This window comes from Rhizobium sp. BE258 (assembly GCF_031457345.1).
GTDB lineage: Bacteria > Pseudomonadota > Alphaproteobacteria > Rhizobiales > Rhizobiaceae > Rhizobium.
Genome location: NZ_JAVDWL010000001.1, coordinates 408,418 through 431,362 on the forward strand (window position 1 = coordinate 408,418; position 22,945 = coordinate 431,362).

Here is a 22,945-nt window from a genome sequence, read left to right on the forward strand (position 1 = left end):
TAGTCGAGTTGGTATGGTTTCCTTCGGTTACATTTTTTCAAGACTGCTAAAGAAGGCGCGCGGCAACGCGATCGCCGATAGTCTTGTTCATCCGACATCCAAGCTGGAGGCCGGCAGCACAATCATTCGTTCACGCTTCGATCGACATTCATTCTGTGGCTACGATTGCACGATCATAGATTGCGACGTGGGTGGATTTTGTTCGATCGCCGGGGGCGCCGTCATCGGAGGATCTCGTCACCCGATGGAATACGTCTCCACCAGCCCGGTCTTCTTGTCTCACCGCGACAGCGTGAAAGCCAAGTTCTCCAAGCATCCCTACCAATGGCGCGCCAGAACGACCATTGGGCATGACGTGTGGATCGGAGACAACGTTCTAATCAAGGGTGGAGTGACAATCGGTCACGGCGCAGTGATCGGAATGGGCAGCGTCGTAACCAAAGATGTCGAGCCCTATGCAATTGTTGCCGGCAATCCGGCTCGCCTCATTCGAATGCGGTTCAGCCCCGAAATTATCGAGGGGCTCCTGAAAATGAAATGGTGGGATATGCCCGATCATGAACTGAGGCGGATTGCCCCCCTGTTCCCCGACCCGGAGCAATTGCTGAGGCAAGAGGGATTTCTGTGAAGATTGTACATCTCTGCCTTTCCTGCTTCTATGTGGATGGCTTCGGCTACCAGGAGAATGAGCTGGTCCGCCAGCACGTGATCGATGGTCACGATGTAGTCGTCGTCGCGTCCACCGAGAATTTCGGTGCGGATCGACGGCTGACCTATGTCAAGCCGTCAGTATATATGGGCAAGGATGGCGCCAAAGTAATCCGATTGCCCTACCGAAAATTCCTGCCACAAAAGATCATGCGGAAGTTGCGTCCGCATCCCGGTGTATTTCGGCTGCTTGAGGAAATCGGCCCGGACGTTATCCTCTTTCACGGGCTTTGCGGCTGGGAGCTTTTTGCCGCAGCGAAATACAAACGCAGCTATCCGCGGGTGAAGCTTTACGTTGACAGCCACGAAGACCAGAATAACAGTTGCCGCAACTTTGTTTCGAAATATTTCCTGCATCGCCTTTATTACGCGTCCATCATCAAGTTATGCCGTCGGCATTTCGAGAAGGTTCTCTGCGTTTCGATCGAAACGATGGATTTCGTTGAAACGAGCTATGGGATTCCTCGGGCTGACCTGGAGTTCTATCCACTGGGCGGCCGGGTCTTCGATGAAGCGGAATATGCTGCTCGTAGGGAGCGTGGTCGCCTCAATGTCGGCATGGCGGATGGGCAAGTCATGCTGATGCAGTCCGGCAAAATGGGCCCACGCAAGAAGATACTGGAAAGTCTTCGTGCGTTCATCAAGACCGAAGGTGATCACCTTCGCTTCGTTGTCGCTGGCGCGTTCGATGAGAAAATACGCGAAGAGGCCGAGGCTCTGATCGCAACGGATACGCGAATTAGCTTTCTAGGCTGGAAGGGCGCTGACGAACTAGGCGACCTGCTCTGCGCAACAGATGTCTATGTCCAACCGGGAACACAGTCTGCAACAATGCAGATGTCCCTCTGCGCCCGTTGCCCGGTTGTATTGGACGATGTGCCGAGTCACGCACCCTTCGTAAATGGCAATGGCTGGCTGCTGAGGGAGCCCGACGACCTGCCTTCCGCCTTTCGAGCCATTGCCCGAGATCCAGATGTCTTGGCATCGATGTCCGCCCAGTCCCTAAAAATCGCATCGCGTCTCTTGGATTACCGAGCCCTCGCTGCGCGCATATTGAAGTAAGCTACCATGAAGAAAATACTCGTTGTTTTTGGGACCCGGCCTGAAGCGATCAAGATGGCGCCCCTATGCCATGCGCTTAGGGCGAAACACGGCGAATTCGATCTCCGCATCTGCGTCACTGGCCAGCATCGGGATATGCTTGATCAGGTGTTGGGCGTCTTCAACATCGTACCCGATATCGATCTGGATATCATGCGCCCGGGTCAGACCCTTTTCGACATCACAGCGCGGATACTGGTCGAAATGAAGGCTGTGATTGAGAGCGAGAAACCCGATATCGTATTGGTGCATGGCGACACGACGACGGCCTTTGCGTCCGCCCTTGCAGCCTTTTATTCCGGCGTTGCCGTCGGCCATGTGGAGGCCGGGCTACGTACGCATGACTTGCATGCTCCCTTCCCTGAGGAAATGAACAGGCAATTCGTCGGCCGTCTGGCAAGCGTCCATTTCGCCCCGACCGATAAGAGCGTTGCCAACTTGGCGGCCGAAGCCGTTCCCGCCCAAAAGATATTCAAGACCGGCAACACGGTGATCGACGCTCTGCAGTGGATACTGAAACGGTTGGCCAGCGAACCGGCGCGGGCAGATGCCATCCTTTTGAGGCTGGCCGAGCTCGTTCATTTCCCTCTGGTGTCGGAGCGGTATGTGCTCGTTACCGGCCATCGAAGGGAAAATTTCGGCCAGGGCTTCGAACAGATCACCGCGGCACTGGCAGAGTTGGCAGGCCGCTATCCGGGCGTCCACTTTGTTTATCCTGTGCATCTGAATCCGAACGTTGCTTCTCATGTACATGCTGCCCTCTCTGGCATCGAAAACATTCATCTCATATCTCCGCAGGAATACGAGCCGTTTGCTCTTTTGCTGCAACACTGCCATATCGTCTTGACGGACAGCGGTGGAATACAGGAAGAAGCACCGAGTTTGGGTAAGCCTGTTCTGGTGATGCGCGACGTGACGGAGCGGCCGGAAGCAGTCGATGCTGGCACCGTGCGCCTGGTGGGTGCTGACCAGGCTCGCATCGTCACGGAACTGTCCGCGCTACTAGACGACGCAGAGCACTATCAGGCGATGGCGCATGCGCATAATCCTTATGGCGATGGCAATGCATGTGAGCGCATCGTGACACATTTGAGGGAGATTTTGGTTTGAAGCAAAAAGTCTGTGTGGTCGGTCTCGGCTATATCGGCCTCCCTACGGCTGCCCTGCTGGCAAGCAAGGGGCATCAGGTCATTGGCGTGGATGTAAATCGCAAGGCCGTCGATACCATCAATTCGGGCCTTATCCACATCGTTGAACCCGACCTCGACGCATTCGTGCATTCAGCGGTATCGCAGGGAAATCTGCGAGCTGACATGACGCCGCACCCCGCCGATGTCTTCATCATTGCCGTTCCAACGCCATTTCATGAGGGTGGTCCCATCCCTCAACCGAACGTCGATATAGTTATGGCCGCGACGCGTAGCATAGCGCCCCACGTCAGACCTGGTAACCTTGTAATCTTGGAATCGACGTCGCCTGTAGGCACGACGCAGCAGGTCGCCGACGAACTTCGCGCTCATGGCGTCGATCCTGACGGATTGCACATCGCCTATTGCCCTGAACGCGTGTTGCCCGGGAAGATCATGACCGAGCTTGTCGAAAATGATCGCGTGGTCGGTGGCCTGACGCCGGAATCTTCACGGATCGTAGCGGAGTTCTATCGCGGCTTTGTACGCGGAGATGTTCTGGAGACGGAAGCGGCATGCGCTGAAATGTGCAAGCTCACCGAAAACAGCTTCCGCGACGTGAACATAGCATTTGCTAACGAATTGTCGATGATCTGCGACAAGAAGGGTATCGATGTCTGGAAGGTCATAGCATTTGCCAACCGGCATCCGCGTGTGAATATCCTGCAGCCCGGCGCGGGCGTTGGAGGTCATTGCATCGCCGTTGACCCATGGTTTATCGTCGCATCCGACCCGGAAAATTCCCGCCTGATCCGCACTGCGCGCGAAGTCAACAATCACAAGAGCCGGTGGGTCATTGAAAAGATCAAGGCGTCGGCACAAGGTTGGCGCGCCGCGCGCGGCGCAGAGCCGCGCATCATATGTCTCGGCCTGGCGTTCAAGCCTGACCTTGATGACCTCCGCGAGTCACCGGCGCTAGAGATCGCTCTGGATCTGAAGTCACAGGGCTACGACGTCTTGGCCGTCGAACCCAATATCGAAAGCCACGACACATTGGATCTTGTGGCAATCGAAGATGCGATCAAGCAAGACGCGTTGTTCGTTCTTCTGGTAAAGCACCGCCAGTTCCTGCGAGTGGAGATGGCTGCTGCTCTCAAGGCCAAAAACGCAATGGATTTTTGCGGCGCCTCGAACTGACCTAGAGAACACACGCGATAGAACCAAAGAGTATATTCACATGAGCCGCCCCTACAGAATATGCACGTGCTGCGTTATGGATACCAGCGACGCGCAGATTGCTTTCGATGCACAAGGTGTATGCGATCACTGCCGCGGGTTTCAACGTGATGTGAAGCCCAACTGGCATCCCGACGAGCGCGGAAAGCAACTCTTCCGCGAGATGGTGGAGAAGATCCGGCAGGACGGTAAGGGTAAGCCATTCGACTGCATCATAGGGATGAGCGGTGGTCTCGATAGTTCGTACCTGCTGCATCTCGCTGTCTCAGAGTTCGGACTGCGGCCGCTGGTATTCCATGTGGACGGCGGTTGGAACACTGACATTGCAGTCAACAATATCCAGGTGCTCGTCGACAAGCTGGGGCTGGACCTCTACACGGAGGTGATAAACTGGGAAGAGATGCGAGACTTCCAGCTCGCCTTCTTCAAGTCAGGCGTGCCGCACCTCGACATTCCTCAGGACCACGCCTTTATTGCAACGCTTTATCATTTCGCTAACAAGCACAATATCAAGTACATCTTGAACGGCGGCAATTTCGCCACCGAGTGCGTTCGCAACCCGCTGGAATGGCTCTATCATGGCACGGATATGGCGCAGATTCGCGACATCCAAAAGCGTTTCGGCACGCGAACGCTTAAGACGTATCCATTCAGCAGCATTTTGTTCCATAAGCTCTATCTGCCCTACGTGCGTGGCGTGCGTGTAGTGAAGCCGCTTAATTGGCTGCATTATACCAAGGAAATTGCGATCAAGACTTTGTCGGAACACTACGGATGGCGTCCGTACCCGCAGAAGCATTTCGAGTCGCGTTTTACCAAATTCTTCGAGGGCTATTGGCTACCAACGCGCTTCGGCTATGACACGCGCAGGGTGCAGTATTCGAGCCTGATCCTCACAGAACAGATGACCCGCGACGAGGCCCTCGAAAGGCTTAAGGAGCCTGCGGCTGATCCGGAAACGATCGACGAGGAGTTTGAATACATCGCTACAAAACTCGGCATCTCCGTCGAGGAATTGCGCCACTACCACTCAATGCCGAAAAAGACCTACCGCGACTATAAGAACCAGGAATGGATGTTTGAGATCGGCGCGAAGGTGCTGAGGTGGATAGGTGTTGAAAGATCGGTGAAGAGATGATCGCGATAATTGACTATGGCTCCGGGAACGTCGGCGCGATCGCAAATATCTACAAGCAGCTGAAGGTGCCGCACATTATCACTGGCGACCTCGCAGAGCTTGAAAAAGCCGACCGTTATATCCTGCCTGGCGTCGGTGCGTTTGACACGACGATGAAATATTTCAAGCAGTCTGGCATGGTCGATCTTCTAAACGATCAGGTTCTCGGTCGCGGGAAGAAAGTGCTCGGCATCTGCGTCGGCATGCAAATCCTTGCCGAATCGAGCGACGAGGGCGAACTTTCCGGCCTGGGCTGGATTAAGGGCCGGGTGCGGAAGATCGATGCTTCAAAGCTTTCGTCGGTGCCACATCTTCCGCATATGGGCTGGAATACCGTGACGACGCGGCCAGGCGCGCGTCTGTTCGAAGGTGTCGATACCGTCAAGGGATTTTACTTCCTTCACAGCTACTATTTCGATCCCTCAGAACAAGACGACATTGCGGCAACAGCTGAATATGGTGAGAAGATCACCTGTGCGGTTGCGCATGGCAACATATTCGGCATGCAATTTCATCCGGAAAAGAGCCATGCGAACGGTGTCGCAATTTTCCGAAATTTTGCGGAGCTGTGACCATGTTGCGATCCCGGATTATTCCCTGCCTTCTGATGCACGACGGCGGCTTGGTGAAGACGCAGCAGTTTAAGGACCCCAAGTATGTCGGGGATCCCCTGAACGCGGTTAAGATCTTCAACGAGAAGGCGGTCGATGAGCTGATGTTCCTCGACATCGATGCAAGCGTGCTGCAAAAGGCGCCGAATTTGATGTTGCTTCGAAGTCTCGCAGTGGAAAGCAGGATGCCGCTTGCCTATGGTGGAGGCATCAAGACCGCCGAGCAAGCCGCGCAGATCATCGCTATGGGATTTGAGAAAGTCTCCATCAGTTCTGCAGCGCTTGCCCGCCCTGCTTTGATCAGGGAGATGGCAGAGACCGTCGGTGGCCAGAGCGTGGCGGTGACGCTTGATGTCCGCAAAAACAGGCTGCTTGGCGGCTACACCATCTACACCAACAACGGGCGCGAGAAACACAAGACCAGCCTTGTGGAGTTCTGCCAACAGGCAGCTGAGTTGGGCGCGGGCGAAATCGTCATCAACTCGATTGACCGTGACGGCATGATGAACGGCTACGACCTCGACCTCGCTAGACAGGTCAGGGCTGCAATTTCCACACCGATGTCAATTCTCGGGGGAGCAAGCAGCGTTGATGACATGCAGAAGTTGATCGATACGGTTGGTATTGTCGGTGCGGCAGCCGGAAGCCTCTTCGTCTTCAAAGGCACCTTTCGCGCAGTTCTGATCAATTACGCCAGGCCGGCAAGGCTTGCCTGACATCGAGGCTTATGCATGAGACAGATCTTACAGGACATGGCAAATGGCGAGACCTATGTTGCCGACGCGCCGACGCCGCATGCCAGCGCCAATACGGTATTGATTCACAGTACGGTTAGCCTGATTTCGGCCGGTACAGAGCGAATGCTGGTAGATTTCGGCCGGGCATCCTATCTTCAAAAGGCGCGACAGCAGCCTGAGCGAGTCCGTATGCTGCTCGACAAGGTGCGCAACGACGGTTTGATGTCAACGATCGAAGCGGTCCAGTCTAAGCTAGCCCAGCCGCTACCTCTCGGTTACTGCAATGTCGGTGTCGTTCACGAGGCAGGCAAGAATGTCGAAGGCTTCAAGCCGGGTGACCGAGTGGTTTCCAACGGGCCTCATGCAGATGTCGTCCGGGTCGGAAAGAATCTCTGCGCTCGCATTCCAGACACCGTGGACGACGATTCTGCGGCTTTCGTGGTTGTTGCCAGCATTGGCTTGCAGGGAATTCGTCTAGCGCAGCCGACCCTCGGCGAGTGCGTTGTCGTAACCGGCGTTGGTCTGATTGGTCTCTTGACCGTGCAATTGCTGCGCGCCCAGGGATGCCGCGTTCTCGCGATCGATTTTGATGATACCAAGCTGGCGCTGGCGCGGCGTTTCGGCGCAACCACCTGCAATCCTTCGAGCGGAGAAGATCCGGTTGCCGCCGGCATGGCCTTCAGCGGAGGCGAAGGTGTCGACGCCGTGATTATTACGGCCTCCACCAAGTCAAACGAACCCGTACGGCAGGCCGCCCAGATGAGCCGCCAGCGTGGCCGGATCGTACTCGTCGGAGTGACGGGTCTCGAGCTAAACCGGGCTGATTTCTACACCAAGGAACTGAGCTTCCAGGTATCTTGCTCCTATGGTCCAGGTCGCTATGACCCGACCTACGAAGAGGACGGAGTCGACTATCCGCTCGGCTTCGTGCGGTGGACTGAACAGCGAAATTTCGAGGCAGTACTCAGCATGATGGCCTCGGGCCAGCTTGACGTGAAGCCGCTTATCACCCATCGCTTCGCATTTGACGATGCGCCCTCCGCCTACATGCTGCTTAGCGACGATAAACAGGCGCTTGGCATCATGCTGGATTACGAGCGCGACGCGAAAAATCGCGATGTGCGGAATGTGACGCTGGGCTCCCATCCTGAGAGCTTCAATCGCTCGCGCCCTGTTCTGGGCGTTATCGGTGCAGGCAACTACGCATCGCGGATGCTGATACCCGCGTTCAAGGCGGCTGGTGCGCAGCTCCACACAATCGTGACCTCCGGCGGCGTCAACGGTGTCATCCATGGCCGTCGCGCAGGTTTCGCTGAGGCTTCAACGGAAGCGAGCGCTATCTACGCAAACAGCGATGTCAACACAGCCGTCATCGTAACGCGGCACGACAGTCATGCACGCTTGATCAGGGACGCGTTGGCTGCAGGAAAGAATGTCTTCGTGGAGAAGCCGTTAGCACTATCACTCGACGAGCTGGCGGAGGTTCAGGGTGCCTATCAGAAGGCTCACGAGAGTGGAACGGGACCCCAGCTTATGGTTGGCTTCAACCGGCGCTTCGCTCCTCAACTACAGAAGATCAAATCACTTCTAGCGCCGATCTCGCAGCCCAAATCGTTCCTGATGATGATGAATGCAGGCGCAATTCCGGCCAACCACTGGACGCAAGACCGCGCCATGGGCGGCGGTCGAATCATAGGTGAGGCATGTCACATGATTGACCTCATGCGCTTTCTGGCCGACAGCCCGGTCGTGTCCGTACAGGCGCGTCGTATGGGCGACGCGCCTGGTGTCGACATTACCGAGGACAAGGCATCGATCACGCTCGGCTTCGCAGACGGTTCGTTCGGAACCATCATGTATCTGGCAAATGGCTCGCACAGTTTCCCGAAGGAGCGGGTCGAAGTCTTTGCAGCAGGCCGCGTGCTGCAACTCGACAACTTCCGCAAGCTTCGCGGTTTCGGTTGGCCCCAATTCAAGAAGATGAACCTCTGGAAACAGGACAAAGGGCAGCGGGCCTGCGCCGCCGCCTTCCTGGACGCTATCGGCGACGGAAAGAGCGCAATTCCAGTCAACGAGATTTTCGAGGTTGCTCGTGTCACAATCGAAGCGGCGGAATTGCTTCGCGCGCAATAAGGCTGCACGAAGCTAACGCTCAACTCGGTGAAAAATCGTCTCGGGATCGCCAAGAAGGACCCACAATGAATCTGGCTCGATTGGCAAGAACCGTCGTCCATCTCCAACCGGGACAGATCATCAATAGGATTGTTCGACGCGCGCCGACGCCGAGTCAACTGGAAGGTCCCGAGCTCTCCCGGCGTGAGCCGAAAGCGTTGTGGACGAACTTCACGCCGCATCCCGCAAGCATGCTGTCGCCAACGCGTTTCAAGTTCCTTGCGGAATCGTTTGAACTTGACGCTGGCGCGGGCTGGAACAATCCAGCATTGCCTCGCCTTTGGACCTATAACCTTCACTATTTCGACGATCTTCTTAGCTCAACCGACGAAGAACGCGCGCGCTGGCATCAAAGCGCCATGGCCCGCTGGATCAGGGAAAACCCGCCGGCTCAAGGCGCGGGTTGGGAAGCATATCCTCTATCGCGCCGGACAGTAAACTGGATTGCAGCTGCTTTGATGGGAGCGCCGCTTCCGGATGGTTTCGAGAAGAGCTTGACCGTGCAGGCGCGTGCCTTGAGAAGGCAGCTTGAGCATCACTTGCGTGGCAACCATCTTTTCATCAATGCCAAAGCGTTGATTTTTCTCGGCTGCTTCCTTGACGGCGAAGAAGCGGACGAGTTTAGAGCCTGTGGCCTTGACCTTATGGGGAAAGAACTTGCCGAACAGGTGCTTGCCGACGGCGCACATTTCGAGCGCAGTCCGATGTATCACGCGCTGCTGACCGAAGACATGCTGGATCTTGTTCAGCTTGGCCGAATTTATCCGGACGTTACCGCGTCATGGGCCGGGACTTGGAGTAGCGCTGCTCTTGCCATGCTCAAATGGCTGGGGGCCATGACTCATCCTGACGGTGAGATCGCGCTTTTCAATGATGCGGCGTTTCATGAGGCGCGAAACCACGCCGCTCTTGTCCACTACGCAAGAGGATTGGGCCTTGCGCCAGAGGCCGCAACGCCGGGATCTGTCTGGCTTAAGGACAGCGGGTACATTCGGCTTGTGGAGGCCCCATGGACAGTCATCTTTGACGCTGCGCCTGTTGGTCCCACCTATATTCCTGGCCACGGCCATGCCGACACGCTCTCTGTAGAGATTTCTGTTGGGTCGGAGCGGCTGGTGACCAACGGAGGAACCTCCACCTATCAGAACAATGCCCTGCGACACGTCGAGCGGAGCACGGCGTCTCACGCGACAGTGGAGATCGACGGTCAAAATTCATCGGAAGTCTGGTCGAGCTTCCGCGTCGGACGCCGAGCACGACCGAGCGACGTCTCCTTGTCCGCAAATGGCAAAGAAGCGCGCGCGTCTCATGATGGCTATCGCTTCCTGACCGGTAAGCCCATTCACCAGCGCGCGATATCGCTCGCCGGCAACGTGCTGCGAATTACCGATACGGTACATAGCTCTTCTGGGCATCACGTGACCGCACGCTTCCCATTGCATCCCTCCGTCAGGGTTGTGAAGACCCGCGACAACGGTTGGCTGCTACAAACAGCCAGCAACCGCTTGATCGAGGTTCATGTCGAGGGTTCGGCCAAGTGCTTAACCGTCGATGGACAGTTCGCATCCGAATTCGGGATTCGCTCGCCACGCAATGTTCTGGTGTGGGAGATGACCTCGCCACTGCAGCCGACCGTAACAAACTTCGAGCTGATTTCCCAATGACACGCCGTATTCTGCTTCTCACCTATTACTTCCCGCCAGATCTCTCCGCCGGATCATTCCGCGCGACCTCGCTGGTTAAGGCGCTGCTTGAGGAAAGCGGTGGTGATCTCGAGATTGAAGTCATCACCACCATGCCTAATCGCTATAATTCCGTTGTATCGGAGCGAGCCGCTCAGCGCGAGGTGAACGGTGAAACGACGATTACGCGCATTGCACTGCCGCCGCCGGGCTCCGGCCGTCTGAGCCAAGTCAAGCGCTTTATGGGATTTGCCCGCGCTGCGGCCCGTTTGGCAAAAGCGCAGAAGTACGATCTCGTAGTTGCCACCTCGAGCCGACTCATGACTGCGGTTCTGGGCACCTATATTGCACGCAAGTCCAGGTCGCCGCTCTATCTTGATATTCGAGATATTTTCGTTGAGACGATGCTGACTCTGTCAAAGGGTAAGATATCTGGTCAGCTTCTGCGTGTATTTGGCCTCTTGGAGCGCTGGGCCGTAAGGAGTGCAGACGGAGTGAACGTCGTTTCGGGTGGCTTCGTCCCTTATTTTCAGGAGAGGTATGGCCAGGACATCCGCCTGGATGTCTTCACCAACGGCGTCGACGAGTCGTTTCTAGCCGACTTCGCTCCGCTTAAGGCGAAGACGGATCCGGTCCTCGACATCGTCTACGCGGGCAATATTGGTGATGGCCAAGGTCTGGATTTGATAATTCCGGAGCTTGCTATGCGAACGGTCGGCAAAGCTCGCTTCCGCGTCGTGGGCGATGGTGGCCGGATCGACGCGCTGAAAAGCGCCTTGCAGGCCAAGGGCGTCAGCAACGTGATTCTCTTGCCACCTGTGGCGCGGGCTGAGGTCATCGACATCTACCGTGACGCCGATATCCTTTTTCTGCATCTAAATGACATTGCAGCGTTCGAGCGAGTGATCCCGTCAAAGCTGTTTGAATACGCAGCCACCGGGAAGCCGATCCTCGCTGGCGTTAGCGGCTTCAGTGCAAAATTCATCGCGGAAGAAATTGGCAACGCTGCTCTGTTCAATCCGTGCGATGTGGAAGGTGGGCTGAAGGCATTAGAGCAGCTTCAGCCAGGCACAACAAATCGTCAGGCCTTTCTCGATAAATATGACCGTAGGGCAATCATGTCTCGGATGGCCAAGCGGCTGCTGGAGGTATCGGCGAGAGGACGGAGTTAGCGCTCGGACTTTCCGCTGTCGCTCTCGCCTTGCTACTGCGATATCTCTCGCAATTTGATTTCCGCACCTTGCCAATACGCTTGAACGATAAAGTTACGGATAGTTCGCAAGACCGCTGACGAGCGCGTGTCCATATCGATGCTAGAGCCAGGACGCAGCGGTTTTCGGCAGGCGTCCTTCGGGATCGACGGCGCTAAGCTTCGGCGCGCCGGGTGTATTCCAACGCCAGAGCGCCACGCAGCGGCCGCCCGGCGACATGAAGGAGGGATAGATCACGCCATCGAAGCCTGCGGCGATCAACCGTTCCCGCAACTGGTGCGTCGCGGGAACGCGCCCGGCATCGAGTTCCAGCCGCCACTCGCAGCGGTGGATTGCGATCGTTTCCGCATGTGCTTCGAGAAATGCGGCATTGGTCGTGTCAGCAAGCCGTGCGCCTGTCAGTTCAAGCTTGGCGATGACGGCCGGATGCTGGACGAAGCCCTGATTATATTCGGCCCAAGCCGTCGAAAGTTCGCAGGCCGCATAGATGGTTGCCTCACCCACCGGGTTCCAGCGGCCGCCGAAGCGCGCTGCCCCTTCACCCGAGAGTGGCGCAAAGGCCCAGCGTGGCACGAAGGCCCGCCAGAGCTCAAGCGTGCCGGCCTCAAGGCCTTCAGGCATAGACGCCAGACCGGACGGCTTCCAGATAGGCAAGCACCTTGTCCGGCTTGCCTTCACCGACGAGATCGAAGGCGGTCTTGCCGGCCCAGCCCGGGATCGGCTGGTGCTTGAACCAGATCACGGCGCGATTGTCGTCACCCGCCATCTCGCTTGCCATGGAGAGGATGCGCACGACATTGCTGAGCGCGCCATCGACCTTCCGGGCACTCGATTTCGCCGTCAGCGTGTTGCGGGCAACACCGATCAGCCGGGCAAGTTCGGCAAGCGTAACGCCAAGCTGATCGGCAACGCGGCGCGCGGAGAGAAATGCCGACTGTCCGTCACCGTAACGGGCGGCTGCAACATCGAAGCTCAGAGCTGCCATTATCATCACCTTGGCGAAAATTGATCAACTGCTTATCAAAATAGGCTCAGCTTTCGATCAATTCAAGCGCAAAGCATGTCATGCCCGCCAAGGCGGATTGCGCTTTTCGAAGAAAGCCGCAATGCCTTCATGTGCTTCAGCCGTCTCCCAGGCATCGGCAAGCTGCCCGATCACGCTTTCGAGCAAAGCATCAGTAATCGGCGGTGCCAGCGACTTTGCCAGCGCCTTGGCGCGTGCTGCCGCTTCGGGCGAGGCCTGCAGGAAATGGCTGACCTCCACCTCGATGGTGCGGTCTAACTCCTCGACCGCAACGATGCGATCGACGAGACCGATAGCTCGCGCCTCCCCGGCATCGATCGGCTTGCCGGAGAGAAACAGCGGGCGTGCCGCAGCCGCGCCGATGCGCGCGACGACGAACGGGCTGATGGTCGCCGGAATGATGCCGAGCCGCACTTCGGGCAGGCCGAAACGCGCAGTACCGGCAGCGACGGCAAGATCGCAGACAGCCAGCAGCCCCACCCCGCCGCCGAAGCTGTTGCCATGAACCCGGGCGATCACCGGCTTCGGCAGATCGCTCAGTGTGCGATACATCGTTGCCAGGCGGCGGGCTTCGTCCATGCGCTGAGCCCGCGAAGCGGCAAACTGTTGCTGCATCCAGCCAAGGTCGCCACCGGCGCAAAAGCTCTTGCCCTCCGCAGCAAGCACGACGACGCGCACCGCCGGATCGGCTCCGATCTTCCTCGAAGCCGCGATCAATTCGTCCATCATGGCGGACGAAAGCGCATTGTGCTTCTCGCCCCGCGCCAGCGTGAGGCGCGCGATGCCATTCTCGATGGCGACTTTCAGCGTTTCAGGCATCGTCATTCACTCCTCAGGCTTCTGGCGAGGCTCGCAGCCTCCGCAAGCCGGTCCAGAAGCAGCCCCGTCTCTATTCCCTTCGCTTGGAGATGGCGGGCGACATCAAGCGTATCGACGTTGCCCTTGGCGCCCGGCGCATAGGGGCAGCCGCCGAGACCGCCGGCAGATGCATCGAACACCGCAATTCCCCGCTCCAGCGCCACATCGATATTGTCCAGCGCGCCGCCCGCCGTATCGTGGAAATGCCCAGCCAGCCGATCCGCCGGGATCTCCTCCAGCACCTCCGCCAGCATGCGGTCGACCGCCTCAGGCCGCCCCCGGCCGATCGTGTCACCGAGGCTGATCTCGAAGCAGCCAAGGTCGCGAAGCTGGCGCGCCACATCGGCCGCCGCCACAGGCTCAATCGTCCCTTCATACGGGCATTCGACAACGCAGCTGACATAGCCGCGCATGGGAATGCCATGCTCCCGGCTCGCTTCCGCGACGGGCCTAAAACGCGCTATGCTTTCGGCAATCGAACAGTTGATATTCCGCTGCGAAAAGCTCTCGGAGGCCGATGCGAAGATCGCGACCTCATCGGCTTTTGCCGCCAGCGCCGCTTCGAAGCCCTTGATATTTGGTGTCAGCGCCGCGTAGCGGATGCCGGGGCGGCGGGTGATGCGTGCCATCACATCGGACGCATCGGCAAGCTGCGGCACCCATTTCGGGCTGACGAAACTCGTCACCTCGATACGCTCGAAACCGCAGCCTGAGAGCAAATCGACGAGCGCGACCTTATCGCTGGTCTCGACGAAGCGCGCCTCGTTCTGCAGACCGTCGCGCGGCGACATTTCGACGATCGAGACGCGGCGCGGCCTCATTCCCCGAGCGCCTTCAGGCTGACCAGCACCGCACCCTCGGAAACCTGATGTCCCTCGCTGACCGCGACACTTTCCACCACGCCATCGCGGGCGGCAGTCAGCGTCAGCTCCATCTTCATCGCCTCCATGACGATCAGCGGCTGTCCCTTAGCAACGGACGCGCCTTCGGCAATACGGACCAGCTTGATGAATCCGGGCATCGGCGCCACCAGCCGGTCGCCGCCGGCGATCTCGGAGGCTGCGGTCTCAAGCGGATCGGGCAGTTCGAAAACGTGGGTCGCGCCATCGAGCCTGAGCGAAAGCTGCCGTCCATATCGCCGGGCTTCGACGAGAACCTGGCGTCCATCGGCTTCGGCATGAATGCGCCCATTGTCGCGGCTGACGATCCTGACCGGGACGACACGCTGGCCGTTATGGGCCGCGAACATGTCGAAGCCACGAGCGATAACCCGGAGGCTCAGCGTTTCACCTCCATGCTGCAGGGTGACGATGCGCTGCATCTCGCTCCAGAGCTGCCAGTGGCCAAGCGTCTCCCAGGGATCGCTTCCGCCACGCTGCATGTCGAGCGAAAGGACCGCCGCAAGCGCGATGGCCGATCCGCTTGGCGCCAGAACCGCTGTCAGGCTGTCGAGGTTCCTTTCGATCAGGCCGGTATCCGGATGACCGCTGACAAAATCCTCCTGGCGCGTCAGATTGGCGAGAAACGCCAGATTGCTGACGGTTCCCTCGATCCGCGATGCCTCAAGCGCGCTCCGCAGACCGGACAGCGCAGTCTGGCGATTGTCTCCATGAACGATCAGCTTTGCGATCAGCGGATCGTAATGCGCCGAAATCCGGTCTCCGGCCCTGATGCCTGCGTCGATCCTGGCTCCGCTTTCGGGAAATTGAAGGCGCTCGATCTTGCCGGTCGCGGGGAGGAAGCCTTTCGCTGCGTCCTCCGCATAGATGCGCGCCTCGAAGGCCCAACCGTTGATGCCAAGCTCGGCCTGCTTCTTCGGCAGCGGCTCACCCGCCGCCACTCTCAGCTGCCACTCGACGAGATCGACGCCCGAGATCGCCTCGGTCACGGGATGCTCCACCTGCAGACGAGTGTTCATTTCCATGAAGAAGAAGCGATCCGGCCAGAGACCGTCGGAAACGTCGGCGATGAACTCCACCGTTCCGGCGCCGCGGTAATCGATCGCCCTGGCGGCGCGGACCGCTGCCTCGCCCATCGCCCGGCGCATCTCCGCCGTCATCCCGGGGGCCGGCGCTTCCTCGATGACCTTCTGATGGCGGCGCTGCAGCGAGCAGTCGCGCTCGAAGAGATGCACGACATTGCCATGGCGGTCGCCGAACACCTGCATTTCGATATGGCGCGGCCGCAGGAGATATTTCTCGATCAGCACGGCATCGTCGCCGAATGCAGCCGCCGCCTCGCGCCGCGCCGCTTCCAGCGAGGCGGAAAAATCCTGTGCCTGATCGACGCGGCGCATGCCCTTGCCGCCACCGCCCGCCCGCGCCTTGATCAGCACTGGAAAGCCGATTTCGGCCGCCCTTGCCGCCAGGAAATCAGGATCCTGATTGTCACCGTGATAACCGGGCACAACAGGAACCCCGGACTGTTCCATCAGCCGTTTGGCCGCATCCTTGAGGCCCATGGCACGGATGGCGGAAGGCTGCGGGCCGATGAACACCATGCCGGCTGCTTCGACAGCTTCGGCGAATTCCGCATTCTCCGAGAGAAACCCATAGCCCGGATGGATCGCCTGAGCCCCGGAGCGGGTCGCAGCCGCAATGACGCGCTCGATCGACAGATAGCTCTCATGCGCCGCCGCGCCGCCGATGCGATAGGCCTCGTCGGCCATTTCCGCGTGAAGCGCGCCGGTATCGGCGTCGGAATAGACCGCGACCGTGCGAATGCCCATGCGCCTCGCGGTGCGGGTGATGCGGCAGGCGATCTCACCCCGGTTTGCGATCAGTATCTTGTCGAACATGGCAGCCTCACATCCTGAACAGGCCGAAGCGCGTGTCTTCGATCGGGGCATTCAGCGCCGCCGACAACGACAGGCCGAGCACATCGCGGCTCTTTGTGGGATCGACGATCCCGTCGTCCCAGAGCCGCGCCGAGGCATAGAGCGGATGGCTCTGGCTCTCGAAGCGGTCGAGCACCGGCTCCTTGAAGGCCGCTTCCTCTTCTGCGCTCCATGGCTTGCCGGCGCGTGTCAGCGCCTCGCCGCGCACGGTCGCCAGCACGCCCGCCGCCTGCTCGCCGCCCATGACGGAGATGCGGCTGTTCGGCCACGTCCAGAGAAAGCGCGGAGAGAAGGCGCGGCCGGCCATGCCGTAATTTCCAGCACCGAATGACCCACCGATCAGCATAGTAATCTTAGGAACCCTGGTCGTCGCCACTGCCGTGACGAGCTTGGCGCCGTGCTTGGCGATGCCTTCGGTCTCGTATTTCCGGCCGACCATGAAGCCGGTGATATTCTGCAGGAAGATCAGCGGGATCTTCCTCTGCGAGCAGAGCTCAACGAAATGTGCGCCCTTCAGCGCCGATTCCGAAAACAGCACGCCGTTATTGGCGATGATGCCGACGGGCATGCCGTGGATATGCGCGAAGCCGCAGACCAGTGTCGCACCATAGCGCGCCTTGAACTCGTCGAAGCGCGAGCCATCGACGATGCGGGCAATAACCTCTCTGATATCGTAGGGTGTGCGCAGATCGGCCGGCACGATCCCGGCGATCTCCGAGGGATCGTAGAGCGGCGGCTCCGGCGCCTGTAGCTCGATTTGCGTGCGCTTGGGACGGTTGAGCGCCGCAACGCTGCGGCGGGCCAGCGCCAGCGCATGGGCATCGTCGCGCGCGAGATGATCGGCAACACCCGACAGCCGCGTATGGACATCGCCGCCACCGAGATCTTCGGCCGTGACGATCTCGCCGGTCGCAGCCTTCACCAGCGGCGGACCGGCGAGGAAGATCGTCCCCTGCCCTTCGACAATGATCGTCTCGTCCGACATCGCGGGCACGTAGGCGCCGCCTGCGGTGCATGAGCCCATGACGACGGCGATCTGTGGAATGCCGGCGGCCGACATGTTTGCCTGATTGAAGAAGATACGGCCGAAATGATCGCGATCTGGAAAGACCTCGTCCTGGTTCGGCAGGTTGGCGCCACCGGAATCGACGAGATAGATGCAGGGCAGATTGTTCTCAGCGGCGATCTCCTGCGCCCGCAAATGCTTCTTCACCGTCATCGGATAATAGGTGCCGCCTTTGACCGTCGCATCGTTGCAGACGATCATGCATTCGCGGCCCATCACCCGGCCGATGCCGGTGATCAGCCCCGCCGACGGCGCATCGCCATCATACATCCCATGCGCCGCCGTCGCCGCGACCTCGAGGAACGGCGTCGCTGCATCGATCAGGCCCATGACGCGATCGCGCGGCAACATCTTGCCGCGCCCGACATGCCGCTCCCGCGCCACCTGCCCGCCGCCATTGGCAGCAACACGAACGGCCTCATCAACGAGCTTGCTCGCCTCCTGCATCGCTGCGCGGTTCGCCTTGAAGGCTTCGGAATTGGTGGAGATTTCGGATTTCAGTACGGTCATACAGTCTCCGCAAACAGTTCGCGGCCGATCAGCATACGGCGGATTTCGGAGGTTCCGGCGCCGATCTCGTAGAGCTTGGCATCCCTGAGCAGGCGGCCGGCGGCGTAGTCGTTGGTATAGCCGTTGCCGCCCAGCGCCTGGATCGCTTCCAGCGCCATGGCGGTTGCCTTTTCGGCGGCGTAGAGGATGCAGCCGGCGGCGTCCTTGCGGGTGGTCTCGCCGCGATCGCAGGCGGTGGCGACGGCATAGACATAAGCTCGCGCAGTGTTCATCGTCACATACATGTCGGCGAGTTTGCCCTGCATCAGCTGGAACTCGCCGATCGCCTGGCCGAACTGTTTGCGCTCGTGCAGGTAGGGCACGACGATATCCATGCAGGTGGCCATGATGCCGAGCGGGCCGGCGGAGAGCACGACGCGCTCGTAATCTAGGCCCGACATCAGCACCTTCACGCCGCCGCCGACCGTGCCGAGCACGTTTTCCTCGGGCACTTCGCAATCGGAAAAGATCAGCTCCGAGGTGTTGGAGCCGCGCATGCCGAGCTTGTCGAGCTTCTGGCCGGTCGAAAAGCCCTTGAAGCCCTTCTCGATCAGGAAGGCGGTGATGCCGCGCGGCCCGGCTTCCGGATCGGTCTTGGCATAGACAACGAGGACATCGGCATCCGGACCGTTGGTGATCCACATCTTGCTGCCGTTCAGCACGTAGCGGTCGCCGCGCCTCTCGGCCCTGAGCTTCATCGAGACGACGTCGGAACCGGCACCGGGCTCGGACATGGCGAGCGCGCCGACATGCTCGCCAGAAATCAGCTTTGGCAGATAGCGGCTTTTCTGTCCGGCATTGCCGTTGCGGTTGATCTGGTTGACGCAGAGATTGGAATGGGCGCCGTAGCTCAGCGCCACCGAGGCCGAGGCGCGGCTGATCTCCTCCATGGCGACGCAATGGGCGAGATAGCCGAGACCGGCGCCGCCATACTCTTCAGCGGCAGTGATGCCGAGAAGGCCCATGTCGCCGAGCTCGCGCCAGAGCGGCATCGGAAAGGCATTGTTGCGGTCGGTCTCGTCGGCGAGCGGGGCGATCCGTTCACTGGCGAAGCGTATCACGGCGTCGCGCAGCGCTTCGATTTCCTCGCCGAGCGCAAAACTCAAGCCACCTGAATACATCCGGCCTCTCTCCCCTAGACCCAGTCCACAATTCCGGACGCAAAAGCGCTTCGCACTTTTGCTGGAATTGCTCTTAGTCGCTAACTATGCGGCGTCCGGCATGCGCGCCGGCTCGCCCGTCGTCTCGTAAGCCTTCAGACGCTTGTCGATCTGCTCCATGATCGTGCGGGCGGCCGCCTCCTTGACCAGCCCGTAGCCACGAATCTCATCGAACAACGTCAGAATGGCAAGAGCTTCCGCTTCGTTGCTGCCGTTGAGTTTCGCGAGGACGCGGGCAGCGATCGCCTCGTAATCGGAGATCAACCGCCGCTCCATCTTGCGTTCATGCAGATAGCCGAAGGGATCGAGCGCCGTGCCGCGCAGGCGCTTGAAGCGTGCGAGACCGCGTAGCACCGGCAGAATCCAGGCGCCGAACTCACGCTTTTTCGGGCGGCCGTTCGGGTCCTTGCCCGAGAGGACCGGCGGCGCGAGATTGAAGACCAGACGGAAATCGCCGTCCATCTCGTTGCGCATCTTCTCCTCGAATGCCGGATCCGTCAGCAGCCGGGCCACCTCGTACTCGTCCTTGTAGGCGAGGACACGGGCATAGGTGACGGCGGCAGCGAAGGGGATCTTGTCCGAGAGGCCGACCTTTGCGGCAGCAGCCTTGGCGCGATCGACGAGAGCGCCGAAGCGGGCGGCAAGCCGCTCGTCCTGATAGGCCGTGAGATGCGCCTTGCGGTGGTTGACGACCTCGGCAAAGGACATGTCAGCAAGCGTCCTGCGCTCTTCCTTCTCGCCCATCGCGGCGCGGACCGCTTCCGGATCGTGCGCGAGAAGACGCCCCCAGTTGAACGAGGCGCGGCTGGCCTTGACGGCTACGCCGTTCATCTCGATCGCCTTTTCGATCGCTTCGAGCGACAGCGGCACCAGGCCGGATTGCCAGGCAAAGCCGGTGAGCAGGATGTTGGTATTGATGCCATTGCCGGTCAGCGCAGTCGCCGCGTGGCTGAAGTCGAGGAAGACGGAGCGGTCGCTGACGGTCTCGGCGATCGCATGCATCACCGAGCCAGTCTTGAAGTCGAAGTCGCGGTTGCGGACGAAATCGGCAACCGGCATCAGGCCGGTATTAACGATCGCCGTGGTGCGCTCGGTTTTGCAGAGCGTGATCGCGTCCTTTGAGGCACCAACGACATCATCAGCCGCCAGCAGCAGATCGGCGCCGCCATTGACGATCCGCGGCGAGGTCACGTCCTTCTGCTCGCGGCCGATGCGCAGATAGCTCATTACAGCGCCGCCCTTCTGGGCGAGACCGGCCATGTCGAGGATCATCGGCACCTTGCCGTCGAGATGGGCAGCCATGCCGAGCACGGCGCCGATCGTCAGGATGCCGGTGCCGCCGACGCCGGCGATGGCGATGTTCCAGGGGCGGTCACCGATTTCAGGAATGACCGGCATCGGAATATCTGCATCGACAGGCTCGACAGCCTTGCGCTTCTTGCGCTCGCCGCCCTTCACGGTGACGAAGGATGGGCAGAAGCCCTTCACGCAGGAGAAATCCTTGTTGCAGGTCGACTGGTTGATCTGGCGCTTGCGGCCAAACTCGGTTTCCAGCGGCTCGACGGAAATGCAGTTCGACTGCACCGAGCAATCGCCGCAGCCTTCGCAAACCGCTTCGTTGATGAAGACGCGCTTGGCCGGATCTTCCATCAGGCCGCGGCTGCGGCGGCGGCGCTTTTCGGCGGCACAGGTCTGTACGTAGACGATCGCCGAGCAACCCGGCGTTTCGCGCAGCTTCAGCATGACGGGATCGAGATGATCGCGGTGCAGGACGGTGACGCCGGGCGCAAGCTCAGGCGCCACATAGGCATCCGGATTGTCCGAGAGCAGATAGATCGGCGAGACGCCTTCATTGTAGAGCTGCTTGGTCATCAGCTGCGGCGTCATATAGCCGTCGATCTGCTGGCCGCCGGTCATGGCGACGGCATCGTTATAGAGCAGCTTGTAGGTAACGTTGACCTTGGCGGCGACCGACTGGCGCACCGCCAGAATACCGGAGTGGAAATAGGTGCCGTCACCGAGGTTGACGAACATATGCTTCTCGTCGGTATAGCGCGAAATCGCCGTCCACGGCACGCCTTCGCCGCCCATCTGCGTGAAGGTCTCGGTATTCCGGTCCATCCAGGTGACCATGTAATGGCAGCCGATACCGGCGGTGGCGCGGCTGCCTTCGGGCACGCGCGTCGAGGTATTGTGCGGACAGCCGGAACAGAAGAACGGCGTGCGCTGCAGCGGCGGCACATGGCTGCGGCTGATCTGGCCGCGCTCGGAGAGATAGGCAAGCTTCTCGGAAATCCGCCGGTGCAGCGCCGGGTCCATGTCGAGCTTCAGGATGCGCCCGGCGATGGCACGCGCAACGGCACCCACCGTCAGCGCCGCCGAGAGGCTGAGATAGGGTTTGTCATGCTCGTCGAACTTGCCGACGATGCGTGGGCGCACGTCGGAACGCCAGTTGAAGAGCTGCTGCTTGATCTGGTTCTCGATGATCTCGCGGCGTTCCTCGATGACGAGCACCTCGTCCAGACCCTCGGAGAAATGCCGGACGGCCTCAGGCTCCAGCGGCCAGGGCATGCGGATCTTCAGGATGCGGATGCCGATCGCTTCCATCTCCGCGCGGCCGAGCTCCAGCTCGCGCAGCGCCTGCAGCACATCCTCATAGGCCTTGCCCGAGGAGATGATGCCGAAGCGGGCATGCGGCGCATCATGGGTGATTTCATCGACCCGGTTGGCACGGGCAAAGGCGATTGCCGCATAGGCCTTGTAGGTCTGCAGCCGGTCGTCCTGGATCAGCGGCGGGTCCGGCCAACGGATGTTGAGCCCGCCAGGCGGCAGCTCGAAATCGGTCGGCATCACGAATTGCCGCTTCTCGCCCGAAAGATCGACGGCCGCCGTCGTCTCGACGGTATCGGCTATGAACTTCATGCCGACCCAGCACCCGGAATAGCGCGACATGGCGATGCCGAGCAGGCCGTATTCGATGAATTCGTGGATCGAGGATGGGTAGAGAACGGGAATGACCGCCGACATGAAATCATGGTCGGTCTGGTGCGGAACGGTGGAGGACTTGGCCGCATGGTCGTCACCGGCAAAACAGAGCACACCGCCGTGCTTGGAAGTGCCCGCCGCATTGGCATGTTTCAGCACGTCGCCGGAACGATCCACGCCCGGGCCCTTGCCGTACCAGATGCCGAGAACGCCGTCCTTGTTGGCTCCCGGCGAAAGACCTGCCTGCTGGCTGCCCCAAACAGCGGTAGCGGCAAGATCCTCGTTGATCCCGGGCTGGAAGGTGACCTGGTGCTGGTCGAGATAGCGCTGCGCCTTCATCAGCTGCTGATCGTAACCGCCGAGCGGCGAGCCGCGATAGCCTGATATGAAGGCCGCGGTGTTCAACCCGGCGGCATGGTCGCGCCGCATCTGGGTCATCGGCAGGCGAACCAGCGCCTGCAGTCCGGACATGAAGACCCGGCCCTCTTCGGCCGTATATTTATCGTCGAGCGATACACTCGTCGCCAGCATCTGCTCTCCTCCCGAGATCGCAGTGGTGAACCATGACGCCTAGGGAGGGCTCCTCTTCCGCTCCCTTGGCATGTAACGCGATAGTAGCACTGCGGTTGCGGAATTTCCGGGCCAAGAATGGCGCGGCCGCGCATCATTCGAAAATTAGAATGTGCCATCACGACATTTTTGCAA

General features: G+C 59.8%; 18 protein-coding genes. 10 read left to right on the forward strand and 8 right to left on the reverse strand.

Features of this window, described 5'->3' with window-relative positions:
- Positions 1 to 13: 13 nt before the first annotated feature.
- The 10 genes from J2X43_RS02010 (at position 14) to J2X43_RS02055 (ending at position 11,723) form a co-directional block, all read left to right on the forward strand.
- Positions 14 to 628, forward strand: a complete 615-nt coding sequence (locus J2X43_RS02010) for a CatB-related O-acetyltransferase (protein WP_310290522.1) — start codon at positions 14 to 16, stop codon at positions 626 to 628.
- On the forward strand, positions 625 to 1,770 hold the full coding sequence (locus J2X43_RS02015; protein WP_310290525.1) for a glycosyltransferase family 4 protein: 1,146 nt from the start codon (positions 625 to 627) through the stop codon (positions 1,768 to 1,770). The genes J2X43_RS02010 and J2X43_RS02015 overlap by 4 nt, the downstream gene beginning before the upstream one ends.
- A gap of 6 nt (positions 1,771 to 1,776) precedes the next feature.
- Positions 1,777 to 2,919 carry a non-hydrolyzing UDP-N-acetylglucosamine 2-epimerase gene (wecB, locus tag J2X43_RS02020; RefSeq protein WP_310290528.1) on the forward strand — a complete coding sequence of 381 codons (1,143 nt, stop codon included), beginning with the start codon at positions 1,777 to 1,779 and terminating at the stop codon, positions 2,917 to 2,919.
- Positions 2,916 to 4,133, forward strand: a complete 1,218-nt coding sequence (gene wecC, locus J2X43_RS02025; RefSeq protein ID WP_310290531.1) for a UDP-N-acetyl-D-mannosamine dehydrogenase — start codon at positions 2,916 to 2,918, stop codon at positions 4,131 to 4,133. Before wecB ends, wecC begins: the two co-directional genes overlap by 4 nt.
- A 40-nt stretch (positions 4,134 to 4,173) precedes the next feature.
- Entirely contained in the window at positions 4,174 to 5,310 is a 1,137-nt protein-coding gene (locus J2X43_RS02030) for an N-acetyl sugar amidotransferase (RefSeq protein WP_310290534.1), read from the forward strand.
- The gene (hisH, locus tag J2X43_RS02035) at positions 5,307 to 5,921 is read left to right on the forward strand and encodes an imidazole glycerol phosphate synthase subunit HisH (protein WP_310290536.1); all 615 of its coding nucleotides are present in this window, start codon (positions 5,307 to 5,309) and stop codon (positions 5,919 to 5,921) included. The genes J2X43_RS02030 and hisH overlap by 4 nt, the downstream gene beginning before the upstream one ends.
- Positions 5,922 to 5,923: 2 nt before the next feature.
- Positions 5,924 to 6,676 carry an AglZ/HisF2 family acetamidino modification protein gene (locus J2X43_RS02040; protein WP_310290539.1) on the forward strand — a complete coding sequence of 251 codons (753 nt, stop codon included), beginning with the start codon at positions 5,924 to 5,926 and terminating at the stop codon, positions 6,674 to 6,676.
- A 15-nt stretch (positions 6,677 to 6,691) separates the two neighbouring features.
- Positions 6,692 to 8,830, forward strand: a complete 2,139-nt coding sequence (locus J2X43_RS02045; RefSeq protein WP_310290542.1) for a bi-domain-containing oxidoreductase — start codon at positions 6,692 to 6,694, stop codon at positions 8,828 to 8,830.
- A 65-nt stretch (positions 8,831 to 8,895) separates the two neighbouring features.
- A complete protein-coding gene (locus J2X43_RS02050; RefSeq protein WP_310290544.1) occupies positions 8,896 to 10,533 on the forward strand; it encodes an alginate lyase family protein in 1,638 nt (545 codons plus the stop codon).
- Positions 10,530 to 11,723 (forward strand): glycosyltransferase family 4 protein, encoded by a 1,194-nt coding sequence (locus J2X43_RS02055; protein ID WP_310290547.1) that lies wholly within the window; start codon positions 10,530 to 10,532, stop codon positions 11,721 to 11,723. Before J2X43_RS02050 ends, J2X43_RS02055 begins: the two co-directional genes overlap by 4 nt.
- Positions 11,724 to 11,864: 141 nt before the next feature.
- Here the strand turns inward: J2X43_RS02055 and J2X43_RS02060 are convergent, their stop codons facing one another.
- The 8 genes from J2X43_RS02060 to J2X43_RS02095 form a co-directional block, all read right to left on the reverse strand.
- Positions 11,865 to 12,383, reverse strand: a complete 519-nt coding sequence (locus J2X43_RS02060) for an RES domain-containing protein (protein ID WP_310291258.1) — start codon at positions 12,381 to 12,383, stop codon at positions 11,865 to 11,867.
- On the reverse strand, positions 12,376 to 12,747 hold the full coding sequence (locus tag J2X43_RS02065; protein ID WP_112389052.1) for an antitoxin Xre/MbcA/ParS toxin-binding domain-containing protein: 372 nt from the start codon (positions 12,745 to 12,747) through the stop codon (positions 12,376 to 12,378). The genes J2X43_RS02060 and J2X43_RS02065 overlap by 8 nt, the downstream gene beginning before the upstream one ends.
- Positions 12,748 to 12,825: 78 nt before the next feature.
- Positions 12,826 to 13,605 (reverse strand): crotonase/enoyl-CoA hydratase family protein, encoded by a 780-nt coding sequence (locus tag J2X43_RS02070; protein ID WP_405049563.1) that lies wholly within the window; start codon positions 13,603 to 13,605, stop codon positions 12,826 to 12,828.
- Positions 13,606 to 13,607: 2 nt separating this feature from the next.
- The gene (locus tag J2X43_RS02075) at positions 13,608 to 14,465 is read right to left on the reverse strand and encodes a hydroxymethylglutaryl-CoA lyase (RefSeq protein ID WP_310290552.1); all 858 of its coding nucleotides are present in this window, start codon (positions 14,463 to 14,465) and stop codon (positions 13,608 to 13,610) included.
- Positions 14,462 to 16,441: an acetyl/propionyl/methylcrotonyl-CoA carboxylase subunit alpha gene (locus J2X43_RS02080; RefSeq protein WP_310290554.1), complete on the reverse strand. Its 1,980-nt coding sequence runs from the start codon at positions 16,439 to 16,441 to the stop codon at positions 14,462 to 14,464. Before J2X43_RS02080 ends, J2X43_RS02075 begins: the two co-directional genes overlap by 4 nt.
- Before the next feature lie 7 nt (positions 16,442 to 16,448).
- Positions 16,449 to 18,056, reverse strand: a complete 1,608-nt coding sequence (locus J2X43_RS02085) for a carboxyl transferase domain-containing protein (RefSeq protein WP_310290557.1) — start codon at positions 18,054 to 18,056, stop codon at positions 16,449 to 16,451.
- Positions 18,053 to 19,216, reverse strand: coding sequence for an isovaleryl-CoA dehydrogenase (locus J2X43_RS02090; protein WP_310290560.1), 1,164 nt, complete (start codon positions 19,214 to 19,216; stop codon positions 18,053 to 18,055). Before J2X43_RS02090 ends, J2X43_RS02085 begins: the two co-directional genes overlap by 4 nt.
- Positions 19,217 to 19,300: 84 nt before the next feature.
- Complete coding sequence (locus tag J2X43_RS02095; RefSeq protein WP_310290563.1) at positions 19,301 to 22,771, reverse strand: indolepyruvate ferredoxin oxidoreductase family protein; 3,471 nt, start codon at positions 22,769 to 22,771, stop codon at positions 19,301 to 19,303.
- Positions 22,772 to 22,945: the final 174 nt, after the last annotated feature.